Source organism: Clostridium sp. UBA3061, from assembly GCF_002367465.1.
Classification (GTDB): domain Bacteria; phylum Bacillota; class Clostridia; order Clostridiales; family Clostridiaceae; genus Clostridium_J; species Clostridium_J sulfidigenes.
On record NZ_DFCF01000014.1, the window covers coordinates 167632 to 188055 of the forward strand.

Here is a 20424-nt window from a genome sequence, read left to right on the forward strand (position 1 = left end):
ATCTTTTTGAAATTAAAGATAATTTACATTGACTTTTTTACCTAATGCAGTTAGTAATCTGGCTATGTCTTTAACAATTTTAATTTTTAAATTAAATTCATCTGGAAAAGATGGATTTTGATGAGCTGGATTAACTGCTTGCCCTATATATATATCTATGGATGTACCTTCATTAATTAACATATTAGTAATTCTAGAGGCTCCATCAGAGCCATTTATAGCACAGGGTATAGCATTCTTTTTAATGGAATTTAGATAATTTTTTAATAATTCTTTTACTTTATTTAAAGTTAGTATACCTTCTGTAACCAAGTCTATCCCTTTCATAAATCCCATAGGCGGGACTTCCGAAGTATAATGCTTTAAGTCTATCTCTATCGGGGTGTGTAATGTATTAGATATTATATTAGCAGTAGTGCCACCACATACAATTTTTTTACCTGTAGCATTTTTCACAAGATTTATAAGAATATCATCGTCATCCTTATTTTTAGGTGGCCCTGTAAAGAGAGAGATGTTTTGTTCCTTTCTTATCTTAATAGTTACTACTGTTGTATCATCCCCAGGTTTATTATCATATAAGTCTTTACAAACCTCTAATAGTTGTCTACATATGTTTTGAGCAATCACCTCTTTATGGAGTACATTAGTTAGATATCTATTTATATGAGGCCATTCCCAACCTAAATTTAAGAGTCCACCTACACCAGCATGTACAACTCCGTCACTTATAATAACTAGAGCATCAGATTCATTCATATAAAATCTACTTTCAAAAATAACTTTACCATTCACTATACGTCGATTCTTCTTGATGTCACAACTACGATTATTTCTAAAAAGAAAAACAGGTGGATTATCGTACTCTACCATATATACCTCGCCACTGTTTTTAATTTTCACAATTGTAAAAGTGGAGTAGGCTAACTTTCTAACTTGACATTCAGGCAATGTATTAATTATAGTATCTATAGTCTCATCTATAGTAGCTCCTTCTTTTAACATAGTAACTGCAATCTTAGATGTTAAAGTTCCTAGTATATTAGCTTTAACACCACTGCCAAGACCATCTGACATCACTACGATAATTCCATCTTCTGTATTAGCAATTTCAACGTTGTCACCACAAAGTTCTTCACCGTGTTTATTCATACTCATATTAGCTACATCTAAGTAATATTTTCTCATATTAGTCTTCCTCTTCTAATACTTTTTTTAACTCTAGGATAGCAACTTTAGTTTCTGCAGTAGTTTCACCAAGTAAGCTAGCAATTTCTTGAGCAACCATCATTTGCTTGTTTATAATTGTTTGGGTAACATCAATAGATTTACGCTTCAATTCAGTCAATTCTAATTTCCTATTTTCTTCCTCAGTTATGTCTGTAAATGTTATCAATAAAGATGAGTGATTTTTAATATAAATTACACTTTTATACCCATGAAAATCTAACTTACTGTAGAATACTTTTTTACCTAAAATATTCTTTTTTGTGTCGGCTACTTTTTTAAAGTCTAAGTCGTGTATAATTTCTGTTATAGGAACTCCTATTATACTTTCTTTTTCACAATTTAAAAACATTCTTCTTCCAGAGGGATTAATGTCCTTAATCAATAAGTTATCATCAATTATAATTAAAGCATTAGGTGAATTTTTAAATATTTCACTATTCATATTTTCTGCTAATGATCTCATATAAGGTACACACATCTCAACCTCAGACATTCCATTGTAAACAGCAATTGCCTTTTCAACACAAGTGTTGTATCCACAAGCGCCACAGTTTAATTCATCTTCTTTAGTGTATTTTCCCATTTGTTTAAGAAGAACTTTAATTTCATCGTCTTTAGGTGTTAGCATATGGATTTTTTTATTTTCAAAGTTTCTTGTAAGATTAAGATTATCCTTATTTATATTAATAACTTTTGAATTATTATTTTTTGTTTTTAAGTAATCTTGAATTCTTTGTAGTCTAGTGTATACAGATTCATTATCAGATAATGTGCCTGGACCGCCAAGACAACTTTCATTACAGGCACTTAATTCTATACACACATTCTTTAAAGTGTTATTTTTAAGTTCCTCTAAAATAACTTTACAATTTTCCAGACCATGAACCCTAATTACATTTAAATCTTTTTTATCAATAGTAGGTCTTATGGCATTTAATATTCCACCAACTACAGGATAGCGATCACCTCTTGTAGTACCGCTAAAATCTACTTCTCCATCTTCTAGTTCAGAATATTCAATACCATTTTCTTTTATATAGTCGATGATTTCGTCAAAGGTTAACACAGAATCAACAAATCCTAAATTAGATTCAGATAAAGCTTCATATTTTTTAGATACACATGGACCTATAAAAACAGTATAAGATTCCTCATATCTATTTTTTATGCTTTTTCCATGGGCGACCATAGGAGAGGATACTGGTAAAACTAATGGAATTAATTCAGGATAATATTTTTCTATTAACATTACTATGGAAGGACAGCAACTTGTGATAAATTCACTACTTGAACTACAATCAATCCTACATTCATATTCTTGAGTTACTAGTTCTGCACCTATGGAAACCTCTTCAATATAAGAAAAACCTAATCTTCTTAGAGCAGTTATCAATTTAGAAGGATGAGAGAATACTCCTCTAAAAGCAGGTGCTAATTGAGCAACAACTGTTTTATTGCTATTTAATGCTGCTTTGACATCATCAATATCTGAAAGCACATGACGAGCGTTTTGAGGACATACGACTAAACAATGACCACAAAAAATACATCTATCTTCTTGGATTTTAGCTTGATCATTTAAGACTTCTATAGCTTTAACTGTACAAGTACGTACACATTTGTAGCAATTTTTACAGTTAGCGGAGGAAAAATTCATTACTTGCATAGATTCACCTTCTTAACTATATATTCTTCAAAGAATTTATCTACTTCATCTTCATTTACAGTATAAATGTTATCATCGACAGTAACACATACCGAATCAGTACAATGACCAAGACAAAATGAAGCTTTTAATTCTATTTTATCTGTTAAATTATTTAATTCTATTAAGCTCTTAATTCGGTTTATAACATTGTGAGAACCTCTTACATAACAAGCACTTCCAACACAAACTTTAACAATCAAAATAAAACACCTCCTTAATCTGTATATATGTTATATAATAAATTATAGAACTTTGGTAAAATACCGTCAATCACATGTTGTTATACATTTGACAATGTTATAAAAGTAATGTAAATAATAAGTATAAAATTTATTATGGGAGGATATAAAATGAGATTAGTAGTTATTTCTGATATTCATGGTTCTTCAAAATACATAAAAAAAGCTATAGAAGTATTTAATAGAGAACAGGGTGATTATTTATTAATTCTTGGAGATATACTTTATCACGGGCCAAGAAATCCATTACCGGAAGAGTATGATCCTAAAGAGGTAGCAAAGATACTAAATGAATATAGATATAAGATAATTGCAGTACGTGGAAACTGTGATTCGGAAGTTGATCAAATGTTATTGGATTTTCCATGCATGGGAGATTATTCTGTAGTTTTATATAATAACAAAAGATTTTTTTTAACTCATGGACACAAATATAATGAGAATAATATGCCTAATATATCTACAGAAGATATAATGCTACATGGTCATACACATATATTAGGTATTAATAAAAAAGATGGCATTTCTATAATTAATCCAGGTTCTATTTCTTATCCAAAGGAAAATAATCCTCATAGCTATGGAGTTGTAGATGGAGATGTATTCTATATAAAAACATTAGAGGGAACTATAATTCAAGAAATAGTATTGAACTAAATAATGTTCTATATTAAAAAGTAGAGGGTATTTCCTCTACTTTTTAATTATTTTATCAATTATATTAGATTCAATTAATTCACTTTTACTAAATCCGTTTCTAAAGTATCTCACTTGCTTATACTTAACTCCACCCATTTCAAAATCAAGGATATCAATTCTATCTCCCTTAAAAATTTCAGCTTCTTTCTTGCCTTTTAGAAATATATGAATTTCCATATCATTCCTCCTTGTAGTTATTAATTAAATAGATTATATAACAACGTAGATGATTTATTCAATAATATAGCTAAAGGAATTATTAAATTATGTTAAATAGTATTTTAAAAAATTAAATATATAGAAACTATTTAAGGGTGTTTTTGTACACATAAAGTCATATAATTAAAAAATTTCAAGAATAATTAAAAAATTGAGTATGTTAACATGAAAATAAATGTTATAATAATATGTAAAGGTTCTGGTGGTTATATTGTTGCTATCTGTGCTGCAAAACTAAGTACTAAAGCTTTACTAACGCAAAAGAAAAAAACTTGTTAAAAAGCTATTCACATGGTTCCACCAAAAACAACTAATTTTAATTGCAGGAGGAGTATGTATGAACTTAGAACATGTTAAAAACATTGATACGGAAATTTATGAAGCAATTTGTCTTGAGACTGCTAGACAGGAAAGTAAAATCGAACTTATCGCTTCAGAAAACTTTACAAGTGAGGCCGTGAGAGAGGCTATGGGGTCCACTCTTACAAATAAATATGCAGAAGGATATCCAGGAAAAAGATATTATGGTGGTTGCGAATGCGTAGATGTTGCTGAAAATATTGCTAGAGATAGAATGTGTAAACTATTTGGAGCAGACCATGCCAATGTTCAACCTCATTCAGGTTCTCAAGCTAACATGGCAGTTTATATGAGTGTATTAGAACCAGGAGATAAAGTATTAGGAATGAATTTATCTGATGGTGGACACTTAACCCATGGAAGTCCAGTTAATTTTTCTGGAAAGTTATATAAATTTATATCTTATGGAGTAGGTGAAGATGGATTTATAGATTATGATGCATTAAGAACTGTAGCTTTAGAGGAAAGGCCTAAAATGATAGTTGCGGGGGCTAGTGCTTACCCAAGAATAATAGAATTTGATAAAATAAGATCAATATGTGATGAGATAGGTGCATATATGATGGTAGATATGGCTCATATAGCTGGACTTATTGCCGCAGGTGTACATCCTAGTCCAGCTCCATATGCAGACTTTATTACAACAACAACTCATAAAACTTTAAGAGGACCAAGGGGTGGGGCAATACTTTGTAAAGAAAAGTATGCAAAACTAGTAGATAAAACTATATTCCCTGGAATACAGGGTGGTCCATTAATGCATACTATTGCAGCTAAAGCTATCTGCTTTAAAGAAGCTCTAGACCCATCTTTTAAAGAGTATCAGCAAAAAGTTTTAGAAAATGCTAAATCTCTTGCAAGTGCATTAAAAGAAAAAGGATTTAAATTAGTGTCTGATGGTACCGATAATCATTTAATTCTTGTGGATTTAAGAAATAAAGATATTACAGGAAAAGCAGCGGAGCATCTATTAGACGAAGTTGGAATCACTGTAAATAAAAATACAATACCTTTTGAATCCCAAAGCCCATTTGTAACTAGTGGTATTAGAATAGGTACTCCTGCTACTACTACTAGAGGTTTTGGAAAAGAAGAAATGATTGAAATTGCTGATATAATGAATTGGGCAATTGATAACAGAGATGCTGATTTATCACCTGCTAAGGAAAGAGTTAAAGCTCTTTGCAATAAAATTCCATTATATAAGTAAAGTATTTGTAATAACTAAGGACCTAGCATTTTCACTGCTAGGTCTTTACATTTTTTATAGAATATAAGAATGAATGCAAAGTAAAATTCACATTATATTGACTTATGTGTTTAAACCTCTTATAATTATGGGTGAAAATTAAATAGTATTTTAGGTGCTTTTTAAAAGTGAAAAGGGAATATGGTTAAAATCCATAGCAGCCCCCGCTACTGTAAATGATGACGACCCTCAAATACCACTCTTAATAGGGGAAGGTGAGGTTAGAATGATTCATAAGCCAGGAGACCTGCCTAAATATGAGCTTTCGGAGGGAAATGAGCTATTTTAGTGACTAAGTTAATATGTATAAGTAAAATTAAAGATTTTGGTAAGTTTATCTTACTTAGATTTAAACTTATATTTTTTATTTTACTAAGATGGAAATTTTAATTATTTGGCAAGGGAGCTTTTCTTCCTTGCTTTTTTATTTTATTTAAATTGAAACTCGACTCACTGCGTTCGCTGAGTAAGTGATTCACCCCAAATCAAAGATTTGGGTTCTCTACTTAATAGAAAGAAGGTATTATAAATGGCTAAAATAATGATTCAAGGTACAGCTTCTTCTGTAGGAAAAAGTATACTAGTTACTGCATTATGTAGAATATTTAAACAAGATGGATATTTGGTATGTCCATATAAGTCACAAAATATGTCTCTTAATTCATATATAACTTTGGATGGAAAAGAGATGGGGCGTGCTCAAGTTTTGCAAGCTTATGCTGCAGGGCTTGAACCTGAGGTATATATGAATCCTATTCTACTAAAACCTACTACAGATAAAAATTGTCAAATAATTTTTAATGGAGAAGTATATGGTTACTCCAATGCAAAGGAATACCACAATTTAAAAGTTAAATTTAAGGATGATTTAAAGTCTGCTTTTGAAAAATTAGAAAATCAATTTGATATTATTGTTATGGAAGGGGCAGGAAGTCCAGCAGAAATAAACTTAAGAGACAACGATATTGTTAACATGGGGATGGCTGAACTAATAGATGCACCTGTTTTACTTGTAGGTGATATCGATAAGGGCGGCGTATTTGCTTCTTTATTAGGTACTATTATGCTCCTTAGTGATAGTGAAAAGGACAGAGTTAAAGGAACTATTATAAATAAGTTTAGAGGAGATATATCCTTACTTAAACCTGGAGTAGATAGTTTAGAGGAGTTAACTCATAGGGATTGCTTAGGGGTTGTTCCATATTTTAAATTAGACTTAGAGGATGAAGATGGAGCTGTTGACCTTAATAAAAATATCACAGATAAAATTGATATAGCCATTATAAGGTTACCGCATATATCAAACTTTACTGATTTTGATGCGTTATCTATAGAACCAGATGTTTCTGTAAGATATGTGGAAACTGTAACTGAATTTAAAACTCCTGATTTAGTTATAATTCCTGGAACTAAAAATACCTTAGGGGATTTAGAATATTTAAAAAAATCAGGCTTATATAACAAAATTAGAGAATATGAAGTTAATGGGAAAATCATAGGTATTTGTGGAGGATATCAAATGCTAGGGAAGATATTAGAGGATCCTTATGGAGTTGAAACTACACTAGAGTCTATGGAAGGATTAGATATTTTACCTATAAAAACAGTTTTTGAAGAGAAAAAGATTACTACTAGAGTTAATGGTATCATAGCAAAGGATTTAATAAACAATGATACACCTTTAAGTATTTATGGATATGAAATACACATGGGAAAAACTACGATTTTAGATGAAGGTAAAAGCCTTATTAACATAAATAAGAGCAATAATGAAGAAGCTAATCATTTAGATGGAGTAGTAAATAATAAAGGAAATGTTATGGGAACGTATATTCATGGTATTTTTGATGGGGTTGAGTTTAGACAACACATTATTAATGAATTAAGAAGAGACAAGGGAATTGAAGAGAAGGTTTCTATGGCTTATGAGCACTTAAGAGAAAAGGAATTAGATAAACTAGCTGACCTTGTAAGAGCCTCTATAGATATGAATAAAATATATAAAATAATGGGCTTAAATAGATAGTGGGAGAAGTTATCATGATTAATTTTCATATATCCTTAAATATACTTTGTGTATCTTTAGCAGTTATTTTAGACTTTATTTTAGGTGATCCTAATTGGCTACCACATCCGATTATATATATAGGAAAACTTATTGGAGCTATAGAAAAGTGGCTAAGAAAACATTTCCCTAATAATATTAAATTGAAGTGGGCTTCTTTATTTATGGTGTTTATGGTTTGTATAATTACATACACTATTCCATATTTATTACTTAAGCTATCTATAATAAATAATATTGTTTTTATAGTAGTTAATACTTTAATAATATGGACAACGCTTGCTGCTAAGAGTCTTCATACAGCCGGAATTCAGGTCTATAATGCTCTTGTTCAGGATGATATAAAAGAAGCTAGAGTTAAGCTTTCATATATTGTAGGTCGAGATACAACTTCTTTAAGTAAGGATGAAATAATTCGAGGTGATGTAGAAACTATAGCTGAAAATACTTCTGATGGTATAATTGCACCTATAATTTATGCCATCATAGGAGGGGCACCACTTGCTATGATGTATAAAGGAATTAACACTATGGATTCTATGGTAGGGTACTTAAATGAAAAATATAAGAATATAGGTTTTTTTCCAGCAAATGTTGATGATATATTTAATTTTATTCCTGCTAGACTAACTGGAGTATTAATGTGTCTTACAGCATGGGTAGTTAAGGGAAGGATAATTGAATCCTTTAAGATTATGATTAGAGACAGAAAGAATCATAAAAGTCCTAATTGTGCCTATCCTGAGGGAGCTACTGCTGGGGCCTTATCTATTCAATTAGGTGGTGCTAATACCTACTTTGGAGAAATTGTAGAAAAACCAACTATTGGAGATGCTACAGAAGCTTTAAGTCATCAACACATTAAGAAATCTATAATACTAATGTATAGTAGTGAAATTTTACTAATAATATTAAGTTTAACATCTATAATTATACTTTAGTTAAAGGTGAGTGTTTTTATATACTTGCACATATTAAGATGAAAGGTGGTATATATATTTTGAAACATGGAGGAGATATATATACTGAAGGTACTTTAATTGGAAGAAAACTTTTAGACTTTAGCTCAAATGTAAATCCTATATCCATATCTAAGGATTTTAAGGGAAATATAGGAGAAGCTTTAGAAAAGGTACCTCTGTATCCAGATATAAAATATAGAGAATTAAAAAATAACCTATTAAATTATTTATTTAAAAGTAATGAGTATTTTAATGGAAATGCCTATGGTAAAGAGTATTTTAATAGCATAGGTATTGAAAATATTATAGTAGGAAATGGAGCAGCTGAAATTTTAGATTTAGTTATAAGCTACTTGAATTCTATAACCATAGTTGTTCCTTCCTTTGTAGAATACGAAGATTTTAGTAAAAAACATAAATTGGATATCAATTATTCTTTTTTAAATGAGTTTATGGAATATGATTATGAAGATATTTTTACACAGATACAAAATACTGAGGGGTTAATAATGGCTAATCCTAATAATCCAAATGGTTGTATTATTGATCATTGTAAATTTAAAAACATATTAGATTATTGTGAAGCCCATAATAAATTAGTGATTATTGATGAAGCGTTTATAGAGTTTGTATTAGATAATAATAAGAGTATAATTAATTATATACATAATTATAGTTGTATTGTAATTGTTAGAGCTATAACAAAATTTTTCTCCATGGCAGGAGTTCGTTTGGGCTATGCCATAAGTAGAAATAATAAATTACTAGATTTCATTATTTGTAATCAAAATCCTTGGACAGTGAATTGTTTTGCAGAAGTTGCTGCTAAGTATGCATTATTTGATGAAAAGTTTATAGATGAAAGTAAAAATTGGTTGATATCCGAAAGAGCATTTATGAAAAAATCTTTGAATGATATAAAGATTATACAAAAGGTGTATGAAAGCAAGGCTAATTATTTTCTTTGTAAGATAAAAGGAATTACAAGCTCAGAACTTTTAAAACAGCTTATGGAAAAGGGTATTTTAATTAGAAATTGTAATAACTATACTGGTCTTAATGATAGTTTTGTAAGGTTAGCTATAAAAACTAGAGATATGAATGAAACTATTATAAAAGCTTTAAGTGAAATTAGTAGCTAAATAAATATTAAAATAAAGGATAGGATTCTCATGGATAGTTTTAATGATTCCGTATTTATTTCATTGAATGGTATGAATACTAAAGTTTTAATATTAGGAGGAGGAAAAAGTGCTTTAATAAAAGCTAAAACTCTTTTAAATAGTAGGTTTGTGGTTCATTGCATCTCAGAACAGTTTACAGATGAATTTAAGTTGTTAGATGGTGTTTATGATAATTTGAAACTTCTAGATAAAACTTTTACTAATGAGTTATTGGAGGATTATCATTTAATTGTAATTTGTACAAATGATTCTAAATTCAACGAAAATATTAGGAATATATGTAACAGTAAAAATAAAATTTTTATTGATACTACCCTTCCGGAGAATTCTAAAGCTATTCTTTGTGCTACAGGAAGAAGTGAAAATATTGCTTTGGGGCTTCGAATTAAAGGAAAAAATCCTAAAGCATCGGTATTTTTATGCAATAAGGCAAAGGAGTATCTTCAGAACTTTGACAATTATATAGAATTTATAACTCATATTAGAAATAATGTAACAACTTTAAATAATAAAAGTGAAATTCTAAATTTTATATGTTCTGAAGATTTTCTTTTCTTCTTTAACAATGGATACCATATTGAGATTTTGCAATTATTTTATTCGGATTTAATAAATGAATGGGTATAGATTTAAATTATACAATGAATGGAGGAGTAGAATTGAATTTAAAATTAGCTACACGAAAAAGTAAGCTTGCTCAAGTTCAAACTGATTATGTAATGGATTTGGTTGAAGAGCTACATAATATAAAATGTGAAAAGGTTCTTACAGATACTTTAGGAGATAAAAGACTTGATGTAACGTTAGATAAAATAGGTGGAAAGGGAGTCTTTATAAAAGAGTTAGAAAAATTAATGATTGATGGAAAAGCACATGGAGGAGTCCATAGTATGAAGGATGTGCCATATGAGCTACCAGATGGTTTCTCTATTGCTGCTACGCCAATAAGGGAAGATGTAAGGGATGCCTTTGTTTCTATGAATGGTGTTTCATTTTTTAATTTACCTAAGGGGGCTAGAGTTGGTACTAGTAGTAAAAGAAGAAGTGAGCAAATTCTCCTTTTAAGACCAGACATTGAAATAGTTCCTGTAAGAGGTAATGTTCAAACAAGAATTGATAAGATTGAAAATGAAAACTTAGACGGAATAGTATTAGCAGCTGCTGGATTAAAGAGATTGGGATTAGAAGGAATTATTACCAATTATTTTGAAACAAATGAAATAATTCCTGCTATTGCACAAGGAGCTTTAGGTATAGAAATTCATGAGAGTTGTGAGTATGCAGATGAATTAAGGGCTCTAGATAATGAGGAAGTTAGAATTTGCGTAGAAGCTGAAAGAAGTTTTATGAGAGAGTTAAAGGGTGATTGTCATTCTACTATTGGTGCATATGCTTCTATAGAAGATGATGTAATGACTATTATGGGTATATATGAAGTCAATGGTAATTTAGTAAAAGACACTATAATAGGAAATAAAGAAGAATATTTAAACTTAGGAAAAAAATTATCAGAAGTTATCTTAAATAAGTAGATATTTAATAGGAGGATTTATGGGAAAGGTTTATTTAATTGGAGGTGGTCCAGGATCACCAGACTTAATAACATTAAGAGCTATAAAGGTTTTAAGAGAATGTACAGCTATACTTTATGACAGATTATCTGGTTCTGAAATATTAAAATATGTAAATAGAGATGCAAAACTTTATTATTGTGGAAAAGAGCCAGGATGTCACTATAAAACTCAGGAAGAGATTAATGATACCTTAGTTAAATTAGCAAAAGAAGGACATATTGTTGGAAGAATTAAAGGTGGAGATCCATACATATTTGGTCGTGGTGGTGAAGAAGCTTTAGCTCTAATAGATGAAAATATTGATTTTGAAGTAGTGCCAGGTATAACTTCACCTATTGCAGCACTCAATTATGGTGGCATACCTGTAACCCATAGGAAAATTGCCCAAAGTTTTCATGTCTTTACTGCTAAAAGTGCAGCTGGTTTAAACTTAGATTTTGAAACTATAGCTAAATTAAAGGGTACTTTAATTTTTATGATGGGTTATGAACAATTAGGAGGCATTTGCAACGGTCTTATTACTGCTGGATTAGGAGAAGAAACTCCAGTAGCTCTTGTAATGAGTGGAACTACCTCTAATCAAAAGAAAGCAGTAGGAACTTTAAAAGATATAACTGAAATAGCAAAGGAAAAGGGCATATCAAATCCATCTATCATTGTAGTGGGAGAAGTAGTCAAATTCAATGATAAGTTGAATTGGTTTGAGAAGTTACCTCTATTCGGAAGAAATATTTGCATAACTAGGAGTAAAGCACAAAGCAGGGAAATTGGCGATGAATTATCTAAATTAGGAGCTTCAGTTACAGAAATAAATTCTATTGCAATAGAACCTAATCCTGAAAGTATTAAAGCTATTGAAAATAAATTAGAAGACTATAAGTATATATTATTAACTAGTATTAATGGAGTTGAAATGCTATTTAATGCATTATACCATAACAGTATAGATATAAGAAAAATTAAAGGTGAGTTTGTTTCTATAGGAGATGCTACTACTAAAGCTTTAAAAGCTAAGGGAATAATTCCAACTTTAACAGCAGAGGAATTTACAGGTGAAGGTTTATTTAAAGCTATAGAACTAAAGGTTTCATCAGGAGATAAAATATTAATTCCACGCTCAAAAAAGGGGAGAGACTATATTGTAAATGAACTTCGAAATATTGGAGCTGAGGTAGATGATATACCAGTATATGACACAGTTATTGGTGAAAATCCTAATATAGTTTCTTTTGATAATTGTGATACAGTTGTATTTACTAGTCCTAGCACCGTAGAAAATATGATTACTTTAGTTGGAATAGATAAGATAAAAGAAAAATCAATTATATCAATAGGGCCTATTACTTCAAAGGCTTTAAATATTCATCAATTATCCTATACACAATGTGATAAAATTGGAACTCAAGGTATTATAGATACCTTAATAAAATAAATTTTTTTAAAGACTGAAAGGTAGGTGTATCATGGCCTTGCATTAATAGGCCATGTTTATTATGTTCAAAAGATATAGAAGATTAAGAGAAACTAGTGCAATAAGAGATATGGTACGTGAAACTATTTTAAATAGTAATGATTTTATATACCCAATTTTTGTGGTTGAAGGAGAAAATATTAAAGAAGAGATCCCATCTCTGGTAGGGAATTACCACTGGTCTTTAGATAGATTACCAGAAGTTATAGATGAAGTTATTGCTGCAGGAGTAAAAGGTATAATCTTATTTGGACTTCCGGATGAGAAGGATGAAATTGCTTCTTCAGCTTTCTGTGAAGAGGGTATAGTTCAAAGAGCAATAAGAAAAGTCAAAGAAATCTCTAAGGAATTATTTGTTATTACCGATGTATGCATGTGTCAATACACTTCTCACGGTCATTGTGGAGTTATTAAAAATGAGAGAGTAGATAATGATGAAAGCTTAAAGTACTTAGCTAAGATTGCACTTTCTCATGCTAAAGCTGGAGCAGACATGATTGCACCTTCAGATATGATGGATGGTAGAGTTAAAGCCATAAGAGATATCTTAGATGAAAACGGATTTAAGCATATATCTATAATGAGTTATAGTGCAAAATATAGTTCTGCTATGTATGGTCCTTTTAGAGCAGCTGCAAATTCAGCTCCTCAATTTGGAGATAGAAGCAGCTATCAAATGGATCCTGCTAATGGTAAGGAAGCTATGAGAGAAATCGCAGCTGATATTGAAGAAGGTGCTGATATAGTAATGGTTAAACCAGCTATATTATATTTAGACATAATAAAAGAGGCCAGTATGACTTTTAATATGCCTATAGCTGCCTACAATGTCAGTGGAGAATATGCTATGATAAAAAATGCAGGAGAAAATGGATTAATTGATGAAAAAAGAGCTGCTCTTGAAATGTTAATTTCAATAAAAAGAGCTGGTGCTAAATTAATTATCACTTACTATGCATTAGAAGCAAGTAAATGGATTAAAGAATAAATAGATTTAACATAAAAACTCATTGTAATAAAGCAATGAGTTTTTTTATACCATAATAATTAGAAATCAGAATTTAGATATTTGGTATAATGAATAATTTTAAAACAAAATTCATATTTATAAATTATATCATTGATTGTATAAAATTTTAGCAGTATAATAGGTTTAGATGTTTATTAGTAGAAAATAGGGGTGAATATGGATGAATGTTAAAGAAAAAATTGAAAGCCTAAGAAGGGCTATGAAGGAAAATCAATTATCAGCTTACATTATTCCTAGTTTTGATTCTCATCAAAGTGAATATGTAGCTGAATACTTCAAAGCTAGAGCATGGATTTCTGGCTTTACAGGTTCAGCAGGAACTGTAGTGGTAACTCTTAATAGAGCAATACTATGGGCAGATGGTCGTTATTATATTCAAGCTGAAAAGCAACTATCTGGTACGGGAATAGAGCTTTTTAAAATGGGACAACCTAAGGTTCCTACCTTCACAGAATTTCTAAAAAAAGAGCTTAATCCAGGAGATATAGTTGGGTTTGATGGTTCTGTAATGCCTATTGGAATATATAAAACTATGACAGAAACATTTAAAAGCAGAAAAATAAAAATAAATCCAGAAAAGGATTTAATATCTCCAATTTGGAGTGATAGGCCAGCTATGCCTAATACAAAGGTGTTTCTTCATGATGTTAAATTTGCAGGTAAATCAGCATCAGAAAAACTTGCTATTATTCGTGAAAAGATGAAGGAAATAGGGGCTGAATATTACGTATTAAGTTCCTTAGATGATATCGCTTGGACATTAAATATTAGGGGAAATGATGTAGAAAGCAGTCCTGTAACAATATCTTATTTATTAATTAGCATGGATTATGTTAAGTTTTTCATAGATAATAATAAATTAACTGATGAAGTTATAACCAATCTAAAGGCTTCTTCTGTTGATATATTAAAGTATAATGAGATATTCAATAACTTAAAAGAACTTAAAGATACATCTATATTATTTGATCCAAATAAAACTAATGTGAAAATTCTTACCTCATTAAATGAATCTATTTCTAAAATCGAAAAAAGAAATATAACTACAGATTTAAAAGCAATAAAGAATGAAGTTGAAAGAAGTAACTTTAGAAACTGTACTATAAAAGATGGAGTTGCTATGGTTAAGTTCATAAAGTACTTAAAAGAAAATGTAGATAAAGAAGAAATATCTGAGATGTCAGCCGCAGATACACTAATTAAATTAAGAAGTGAACAAGAGTATTTTGTTGAACCAAGTTTTTCAACTATAGCTGCCTATAAAGAACATGCTGCTATGATGCACTATTCTGCTACGCCAGAAAGTAATTATACTTTAAAATCAGAAGGGTTATTCTTAGTGGATTCAGGTGGACAATATTATGATGGAACTACAGATATAACAAGAACCATAGTTCTAGGTGAATTAACCGAAGAAGAAAGAAGAGACTTTACTCTTGTAGTTAAGAGTAATTTAGCTTTAACTATGGCTAAGTTCTTATATGGGGCTACTGGATCTAATTTAGATGTTATTGCAAGAACACCACTTTGGGAAGCAGGAATTGACTATAAATGTGGAACTGGTCATGGAGTTGGATTTTTCCTTAATGTTCATGAAGGACCACAAAACTTCTCACAAGTTCCTAATACAGTAGTATTTGAAGAAGGAATGAATGTTACAAATGAACCTGGTGTATATAAAGAAGGTAAGCATGGGATTAGAATAGAGAATTTACTATTTGTTACTAAAGACAATGAAACAGAATATGGGGGACAATTTATGAAGTTTGATGTAGCTACCTATTGTCCTATAGATTTAAATGGTATAAAAATAGATATGCTTACAGAAAAGGAAAAATTATTCTTAAATAATTATCATAAAGAAGTATATAAATTGTTATCACCTTATCTAAATACAGAAGAAAAAGAATTTTTGAAGAAAGAAACTAGAGAAGTTTAAACTTATATTACAAATTATTGTTTCATAACAAAACAAAAATCATCTCTACATAATAGGGATGATTTTTATTATAGCATTTTAATATTATAGCATTTTAACTATTCCGGATATTATAATTAATAACATACCTATAAACAAATAACTGAACATATTAGAATCACGGTTCATGGCAATACCTCCAAACTTACTGGTGTTTATATGTACACTTATAATATATACGCTATATAGGTGAAAAAAATACCTAATTAAATAATATAAAAAATTATAATATTTTACTATAATGTGATATAATTATACTTAATACACAAGCATATAATAATTTATATATGCTTGTTAATATTATTTAAATTTGAGAGGTGATATTTAATGGATTTAAACTGGATTTGGTTTGGATTACTTATTTTTGTAATAGTTGTAGATATAACTACAAGTAGTTTTACCTTTTCATGGTTAGGGTTAGGATTTATTCCTGCTTTTATTGCAGGATATTTTGTAGACTTTACTACACAAATATGGATTGCTTTAATACTAGGAACTATTGCAATTATATTTGGATTAAAGGTGTCTAAAAAATATATTAACGTAAATCTACCAACTGAAAAACCATTGGTTGGCAAGTATGAAGATAGAGAGTTTGTATCTGAAGTTAAATTAGAAAGTAATAGGGAATGTAGAATAAAAGTTAACGAAGTTTATTGGACAGCTAGAAATATAGGTGAAGATATAAATATTGGTGATACTTTTAAGGTGTTAAAAATTGAAAATAATAAATTGATAATTAAAAAAGGAGTGATTTAAATGGAATTAGTAATTGGTGTTTTAGTCATACTATTTGTAGTTCTAGTCATCATAATTTCATCAGTTAAAGTAGTTAACACTGGTTCTAACTATGTTATGGAGAGGTTTGGTCAATTTTATAAGGTATTAGAACCTGGCTGGCACTTAACAATACCTTTTGTGGACTTTATTAGAAAGAAGGTATCTGTTAAACAACAAATACTTGATATACCACCACAAAACGTAATAACTAAAGATAATGTTAATATTTCTGTAGATAACGTTATATTTTATCAAGTTTTAAGTGCAAAGGATGCAGTTTATAACATAGAAAACTATGTTCAAGGTATAATGTATTCCACTATAACTAATATGAGAAATATTTTAGGTGATATGACTCTAGATGAAGTATTAGCAGGAAGGGACCTTATAAACTCAAAATTATTACAAATCGTTGATAATGTTACTGATGCTTATGGAATTAAGTTATTGTCTGTAGAAATTAAAAATATTGTACCTCCATCAGAAATTCAACAGGCTATGGAAAAACAAATGAGAGCTGAAAGAGATAAGAGGGCCATGATTCTTCAAGCAGAAGGATCAAGACAATCAGAAATTGAAAAAGCTGAAGGAGAAAAGAGAAGTAAAATACTTGCTGCTGAAGCGGAAAAAGAAGCAAATATTAGAAGAGCAGAAGGATTAAAAGAATCTCAATTACTAGAGGCAGAAGGTAAAGCAAAAGCTATTGAAAAAATTTCAGAAGCAGAAGCAGAAGCGATAAGAAGAGTAAATGAAGCTATAATTCAATCAGGAACTAATGAAACTGTTATAGCTTTAAAACAAGTTGAAGCTCTTAAAGAAATGGCTAATAATCCTGCTAACAAGCTTATATTACCAAATGAAACACTATCTTCCCTTGGAAGTATAGCAGCTATTGGTGAAATGCTAAAAAATAATAAATAGTAATAAAACAAAGCATTAGGACACAACCTAATGCTTTATTTTATACATAAATAATTACAATATCTATATTAAAATGTTGAATTTATTAAATAAATATTGTAAAAAATTCTATATTAGCATATACTCTTAATACAGTGAAATGAGAAAGTTTATATAAATATATAATTTAAAAGGTAGGTGAAAATTTTATGAATAATTTAAACATTGATTTAGACTTAATGTTAGAGCTTAGCTTATCAGAAACAAGAGGTGAAGGGGAATGTTATTTAAACTTAAATGATGGTGAATTTTCTTACATTCCTCAAAGTATTATAGAAGCATTAAAGGATGAATCCAAATTTGATAAACTTGAAAGTTGGGAAAAGGAATTAGCTACGGAAGCAGAAGATGTTACTATGAACTATAGTGATAATTATCTTTATATTCCACTAATAAATGAAAGTATATTAGTGAATTCCGTGAAAAGCTACTTAGATACTTTAAGTCCTAATGACAAAAATGAAATTTATAGTAAGGTTGATTGGTCAAATCCTCTATTAACTTTTAATAGAGTTTTAATTAATAAAGACAAATTAGATGAATTTTATACCTTTAGAGATGAATTTTTAATTAATCATTTAATTGATTGGTTAAAAGAGAACAACATAAGTGTAGTTAAATAGTTTTATAATACAAATAAAAAGACGTAGAATTCTTATTAGAGTTCTACGTCTTTAATCTTAATCTAGAAAAGGAGTTTCTCTTTCTATATATACTTTATGCCAAATTAAGAATATAAGTATTGTCCAAATCTTTCTACTTAAGTCAAATGGACCCTTTCTATGATCTTCTACTAATTTAATAGCAGCAGCTTTATTTACAAATTCATCAGCGTTACTATTTTTTATTATGTCCATAGCCCATTGATAAAGTTCATCCTTAAGCCATAATCTTATTGGAACTGGGTATCCCAGTTTTTTTCTATCTAGAGCAGTTAAGAATGGTAATTCTGATTTAAAAGACTCTCTTAATAAGTATTTTGTTACATGACCATTGATTTTTTCATCTGCAGTGAGCTTTGAAGCAACTTTAAACACTTCTTTATCTAGGAAAGGTACCCTAAGCTCTAAAGAATGAGCCATAGTCATTCTATCAGCTTTAACAAGGATATCTCCAGTAAGCCATGTATTAAAATCTACAAACTGCATTTGAGTAATAGGGTCATACTGAGCAGCTCTATCATAGATATCATTCATAGATCGCTTAATTGTATATTTTGACTCATACTTATTAAGTATTCCTTCTTTTTCATCATCTAAGAAGATTTTTGCATTACCAACATAACGCTCTCTCATAGGAGTACAGCCTCTATCAATAAAGCTTTTTCCTCTTGTTCCTTCTGGTATAAGGGATGCACCAGATTTTAAGGCTTTCTTTAAGAAGCCAGGTACATAATCAAACATTTTTAACGAATTAGGTTCATGGTAAATAGTATATCCACCAAATACCTCGTCAGCGCCTTCTCCAGATAAAATAACTGTAACATGCTTAGCTGCTTCTTTTGCTATAAAATAAAGTGGTATAGCTGCAGGGTCTGCTACGGGTTCATCCATATGCCAAATTATTTTAGGTAATTCATTGGCAAATTCTTCATAAGAAACTATTTTACTTATGTTTTCTAGCCCTAGTTTATCAGCTGATTCTCTAGCTAAATCAATTTCACTATATCCATTTCGGTCAAAACCTATGGTAAAGGTCTTTAGGTCCGGCATGTGTTTTTTTGCTAAAGCAGTTACTACAGTAGAATCAATCCCACCTGATAAGAAAGATGCAACAGGAACCTCAGATTGCATATGCAGTTCAACGGAATCTTCTATGGCCTTACGAATTTCTTCCATCTTTTCATCTTTAGGTCCTGGAGTAGGGTTAAACTTGATCGAATAATAGCAACTTATTTCATGAGCTTTACCTAATTCTTTCTTTATAATATGACCTGGTTTTAAAACCTTTATATCCTTTAGTAGAGTTTTAGGTTCAGGTACAAATTGGAATGTAAGATAGTCATGAAGTGCTCCATTATCAATATCAACACAGTCGCTATCTGGATTAGCATGAAAACTCTTAAGCTCAGAAGCTACATAAAGTCCAGTTTCATTTTCTGTATAATAAAATGGCTTTATTCCAAATGGATCTCTTCCACCTAAGAATACTTTTTTCTTTCTATCCCAAATAATAAATGAGAACATTCCTCTAAGTTTCTCAACAAACTTATCTCCTAAATGAGTATATAATGTAGCTATTACTTCTACCTCTGAGTTAGTAGTAAAACTATAGCCTTCTTTTATTAATTCATCTCTTAAAGATATATAATTATATATTTCTCCATTAAAAACTATTTCTAATTCATCCTTATAAGAGTAGGGTTGAATTCCGTTTGCCAAATCAAGAATACTTAGTCTTTTAAAACCTAAATAAACATTTTCGTCCATATACTCTCCATCTTGAGTTGGGCCTCTATGTTTAATAACTTCTCTCATATCACGAAGAGTTTCTTTCTTTTCTTCTAGTATTTTAGAATTGCTAAAAAACGTTACAAATCCGCACATCGATAATCCTCCTTAGTGTTTATACACATAAAAATATTTTACAATATATATCTATCTTAATCAATATATTCATTATTATATAATTAGTAGTACATAACTATTATTTCTATCACATAGTATACCATATTTCTACATGAAAAGTTATATAAGTTGGATAACTTTTCAACCAG

Annotated in this window: 18 protein-coding genes and 1 riboswitch; of the genes, 13 read left to right on the forward strand and 5 right to left on the reverse strand. The window is 29.8% G+C overall.

The window, feature by feature from the left end; translation table 11 throughout:
- Positions 1 to 12 precede the first annotated feature (12 nt).
- From B2P65_RS13040 to B2P65_RS13050, 3 genes are read right to left on the reverse strand one after another with little or no spacing between them, the layout of a single operon-like run.
- Entirely contained in the window at positions 13 to 1188 is a 1176-nt protein-coding gene (locus tag B2P65_RS13040; protein WP_346848116.1) for a SpoIIE family protein phosphatase, read from the reverse strand.
- 1 nt (position 1189) lies between these two features.
- Entirely contained in the window at positions 1190 to 2896 is a 1707-nt protein-coding gene (locus B2P65_RS13045) for a [Fe-Fe] hydrogenase large subunit C-terminal domain-containing protein (RefSeq protein ID WP_346876188.1), read from the reverse strand.
- Positions 2887 to 3138, reverse strand: a complete 252-nt coding sequence (locus B2P65_RS13050; protein ID WP_346848118.1) for an NAD(P)H-dependent oxidoreductase subunit E — start codon at positions 3136 to 3138, stop codon at positions 2887 to 2889. Before B2P65_RS13050 ends, B2P65_RS13045 begins: the two co-directional genes overlap by 10 nt.
- Before the next feature lie 150 nt (positions 3139 to 3288).
- Between B2P65_RS13050 and yfcE the strand changes: the two genes are divergently transcribed.
- Positions 3289 to 3834 (forward strand): phosphodiesterase, encoded by a 546-nt coding sequence (gene yfcE, locus B2P65_RS13055; RefSeq protein ID WP_346848119.1) that lies wholly within the window; start codon positions 3289 to 3291, stop codon positions 3832 to 3834.
- Between the two features lie 36 nt (positions 3835 to 3870).
- Here yfcE and B2P65_RS13060 read toward each other — a convergent pair whose 3' ends face one another.
- The gene (locus B2P65_RS13060) at positions 3871 to 4053 is read right to left on the reverse strand and encodes a hypothetical protein (RefSeq protein ID WP_150845548.1); all 183 of its coding nucleotides are present in this window, start codon (positions 4051 to 4053) and stop codon (positions 3871 to 3873) included.
- 379 nt (positions 4054 to 4432) lie between these two features.
- Between B2P65_RS13060 and glyA the strand changes: the two genes are divergently transcribed.
- The 12 genes from glyA (at position 4433) to B2P65_RS13120 (ending at position 18331) form a co-directional block, all read left to right on the forward strand.
- Positions 4433 to 5665, forward strand: coding sequence for a serine hydroxymethyltransferase (gene glyA / locus B2P65_RS13065; RefSeq protein ID WP_346848120.1), 1233 nt, complete (start codon positions 4433 to 4435; stop codon positions 5663 to 5665).
- 135 nt (positions 5666 to 5800) lie between these two features.
- Positions 5801 to 5973: riboswitch (cobalamin riboswitch) on the forward strand.
- A 260-nt stretch (positions 5974 to 6233) separates the two neighbouring features.
- Positions 6234 to 7730, forward strand: a complete 1497-nt coding sequence (locus B2P65_RS13070; RefSeq protein ID WP_346848121.1) for a cobyric acid synthase — start codon at positions 6234 to 6236, stop codon at positions 7728 to 7730.
- A 14-nt stretch (positions 7731 to 7744) separates the two neighbouring features.
- Positions 7745 to 8710 (forward strand): adenosylcobinamide-phosphate synthase CbiB, encoded by a 966-nt coding sequence (gene cbiB, locus B2P65_RS13075; RefSeq protein WP_414632278.1) that lies wholly within the window; start codon positions 7745 to 7747, stop codon positions 8708 to 8710.
- 38 nt (positions 8711 to 8748) lie between these two features.
- A complete protein-coding gene (locus B2P65_RS13080) occupies positions 8749 to 9873 on the forward strand; it encodes a pyridoxal phosphate-dependent aminotransferase (RefSeq protein WP_414632446.1) in 1125 nt (374 codons plus the stop codon).
- Positions 9874 to 9903: 30 nt separating this feature from the next.
- A complete protein-coding gene (locus B2P65_RS13085) occupies positions 9904 to 10542 on the forward strand; it encodes an NAD(P)-dependent oxidoreductase (RefSeq protein ID WP_346848123.1) in 639 nt (212 codons plus the stop codon).
- A 32-nt stretch (positions 10543 to 10574) separates the two neighbouring features.
- A complete protein-coding gene (hemC, locus tag B2P65_RS13090; RefSeq protein WP_346848124.1) occupies positions 10575 to 11447 on the forward strand; it encodes a hydroxymethylbilane synthase in 873 nt (290 codons plus the stop codon).
- Positions 11448 to 11466: 19 nt separating this feature from the next.
- A complete protein-coding gene (cobA, locus tag B2P65_RS13095; RefSeq protein WP_346880273.1) occupies positions 11467 to 12921 on the forward strand; it encodes a uroporphyrinogen-III C-methyltransferase in 1455 nt (484 codons plus the stop codon).
- 61 nt (positions 12922 to 12982) lie between these two features.
- Positions 12983 to 13948 carry a porphobilinogen synthase gene (gene hemB, locus B2P65_RS13100; protein WP_346876193.1) on the forward strand — a complete coding sequence of 322 codons (966 nt, stop codon included), beginning with the start codon at positions 12983 to 12985 and terminating at the stop codon, positions 13946 to 13948.
- 202 nt (positions 13949 to 14150) lie between these two features.
- Positions 14151 to 15929 carry an aminopeptidase P family protein gene (locus B2P65_RS13105; RefSeq protein ID WP_346880274.1) on the forward strand — a complete coding sequence of 593 codons (1779 nt, stop codon included), beginning with the start codon at positions 14151 to 14153 and terminating at the stop codon, positions 15927 to 15929.
- A 366-nt stretch (positions 15930 to 16295) separates the two neighbouring features.
- Positions 16296 to 16727 (forward strand): NfeD family protein, encoded by a 432-nt coding sequence (locus B2P65_RS13110; protein ID WP_035132265.1) that lies wholly within the window; start codon positions 16296 to 16298, stop codon positions 16725 to 16727.
- Positions 16728 to 17669, forward strand: coding sequence for an SPFH domain-containing protein (locus B2P65_RS13115; protein ID WP_035132267.1), 942 nt, complete (start codon positions 16728 to 16730; stop codon positions 17667 to 17669).
- Between the two features lie 188 nt (positions 17670 to 17857).
- Positions 17858 to 18331, forward strand: a complete 474-nt coding sequence (locus tag B2P65_RS13120) for a hypothetical protein (RefSeq protein WP_346880275.1) — start codon at positions 17858 to 17860, stop codon at positions 18329 to 18331.
- A gap of 57 nt (positions 18332 to 18388) precedes the next feature.
- Here the strand turns inward: B2P65_RS13120 and asnB are convergent, their stop codons facing one another.
- Complete coding sequence (gene asnB / locus B2P65_RS13125) at positions 18389 to 20254, reverse strand: asparagine synthase (glutamine-hydrolyzing) (protein ID WP_035132270.1); 1866 nt, start codon at positions 20252 to 20254, stop codon at positions 18389 to 18391.
- Positions 20255 to 20424 lie beyond the last annotated feature (170 nt).

What these genes read in the sequence shown, in the direction of transcription:
- B2P65_RS13040 (WP_346848116.1), bottom strand. Translation starts at nt 1,188, where the DNA reads ATGAGAAAATATTACTTAGATGTAGCTAATATGAGTATGAATAAACAC.
- B2P65_RS13045 (WP_346876188.1), bottom strand. Translation starts at nt 2,896, where the DNA reads ATGCAAGTAATGAATTTTTCCTCCGCTAACTGTAAAAATTGCTACAAA.
- yfcE (WP_346848119.1), top strand. Translation starts at nt 3,289, where the DNA reads ATGAGATTAGTAGTTATTTCTGATATTCATGGTTCTTCAAAATACATA.
- B2P65_RS13060 (WP_150845548.1), bottom strand. Translation starts at nt 4,053, where the DNA reads ATGGAAATTCATATATTTCTAAAAGGCAAGAAAGAAGCTGAAATTTTT.
- glyA (WP_346848120.1), top strand. Translation starts at nt 4,433, where the DNA reads ATGAACTTAGAACATGTTAAAAACATTGATACGGAAATTTATGAAGCA.
- B2P65_RS13070 (WP_346848121.1), top strand. Translation starts at nt 6,234, where the DNA reads ATGGCTAAAATAATGATTCAAGGTACAGCTTCTTCTGTAGGAAAAAGT.
- cbiB (WP_414632278.1), top strand. Translation starts at nt 7,745, where the DNA reads ATGATTAATTTTCATATATCCTTAAATATACTTTGTGTATCTTTAGCA.
- B2P65_RS13080 (WP_414632446.1), top strand. Translation starts at nt 8,749, where the DNA reads ATGAAAGGTGGTATATATATTTTGAAACATGGAGGAGATATATATACT.
- B2P65_RS13085 (WP_346848123.1), top strand. Translation starts at nt 9,904, where the DNA reads ATGGATAGTTTTAATGATTCCGTATTTATTTCATTGAATGGTATGAAT.
- cobA (WP_346880273.1), top strand. Translation starts at nt 11,467, where the DNA reads ATGGGAAAGGTTTATTTAATTGGAGGTGGTCCAGGATCACCAGACTTA.
- hemB (WP_346876193.1), top strand. Translation starts at nt 12,983, where the DNA reads ATGTTCAAAAGATATAGAAGATTAAGAGAAACTAGTGCAATAAGAGAT.
- B2P65_RS13105 (WP_346880274.1), top strand. Translation starts at nt 14,151, where the DNA reads ATGAATGTTAAAGAAAAAATTGAAAGCCTAAGAAGGGCTATGAAGGAA.
- B2P65_RS13110 (WP_035132265.1), top strand. Translation starts at nt 16,296, where the DNA reads ATGGATTTAAACTGGATTTGGTTTGGATTACTTATTTTTGTAATAGTT.
- B2P65_RS13115 (WP_035132267.1), top strand. Translation starts at nt 16,728, where the DNA reads ATGGAATTAGTAATTGGTGTTTTAGTCATACTATTTGTAGTTCTAGTC.
- B2P65_RS13120 (WP_346880275.1), top strand. Translation starts at nt 17,858, where the DNA reads ATGAATAATTTAAACATTGATTTAGACTTAATGTTAGAGCTTAGCTTA.
- asnB (WP_035132270.1), bottom strand. Translation starts at nt 20,254, where the DNA reads ATGTGCGGATTTGTAACGTTTTTTAGCAATTCTAAAATACTAGAAGAA.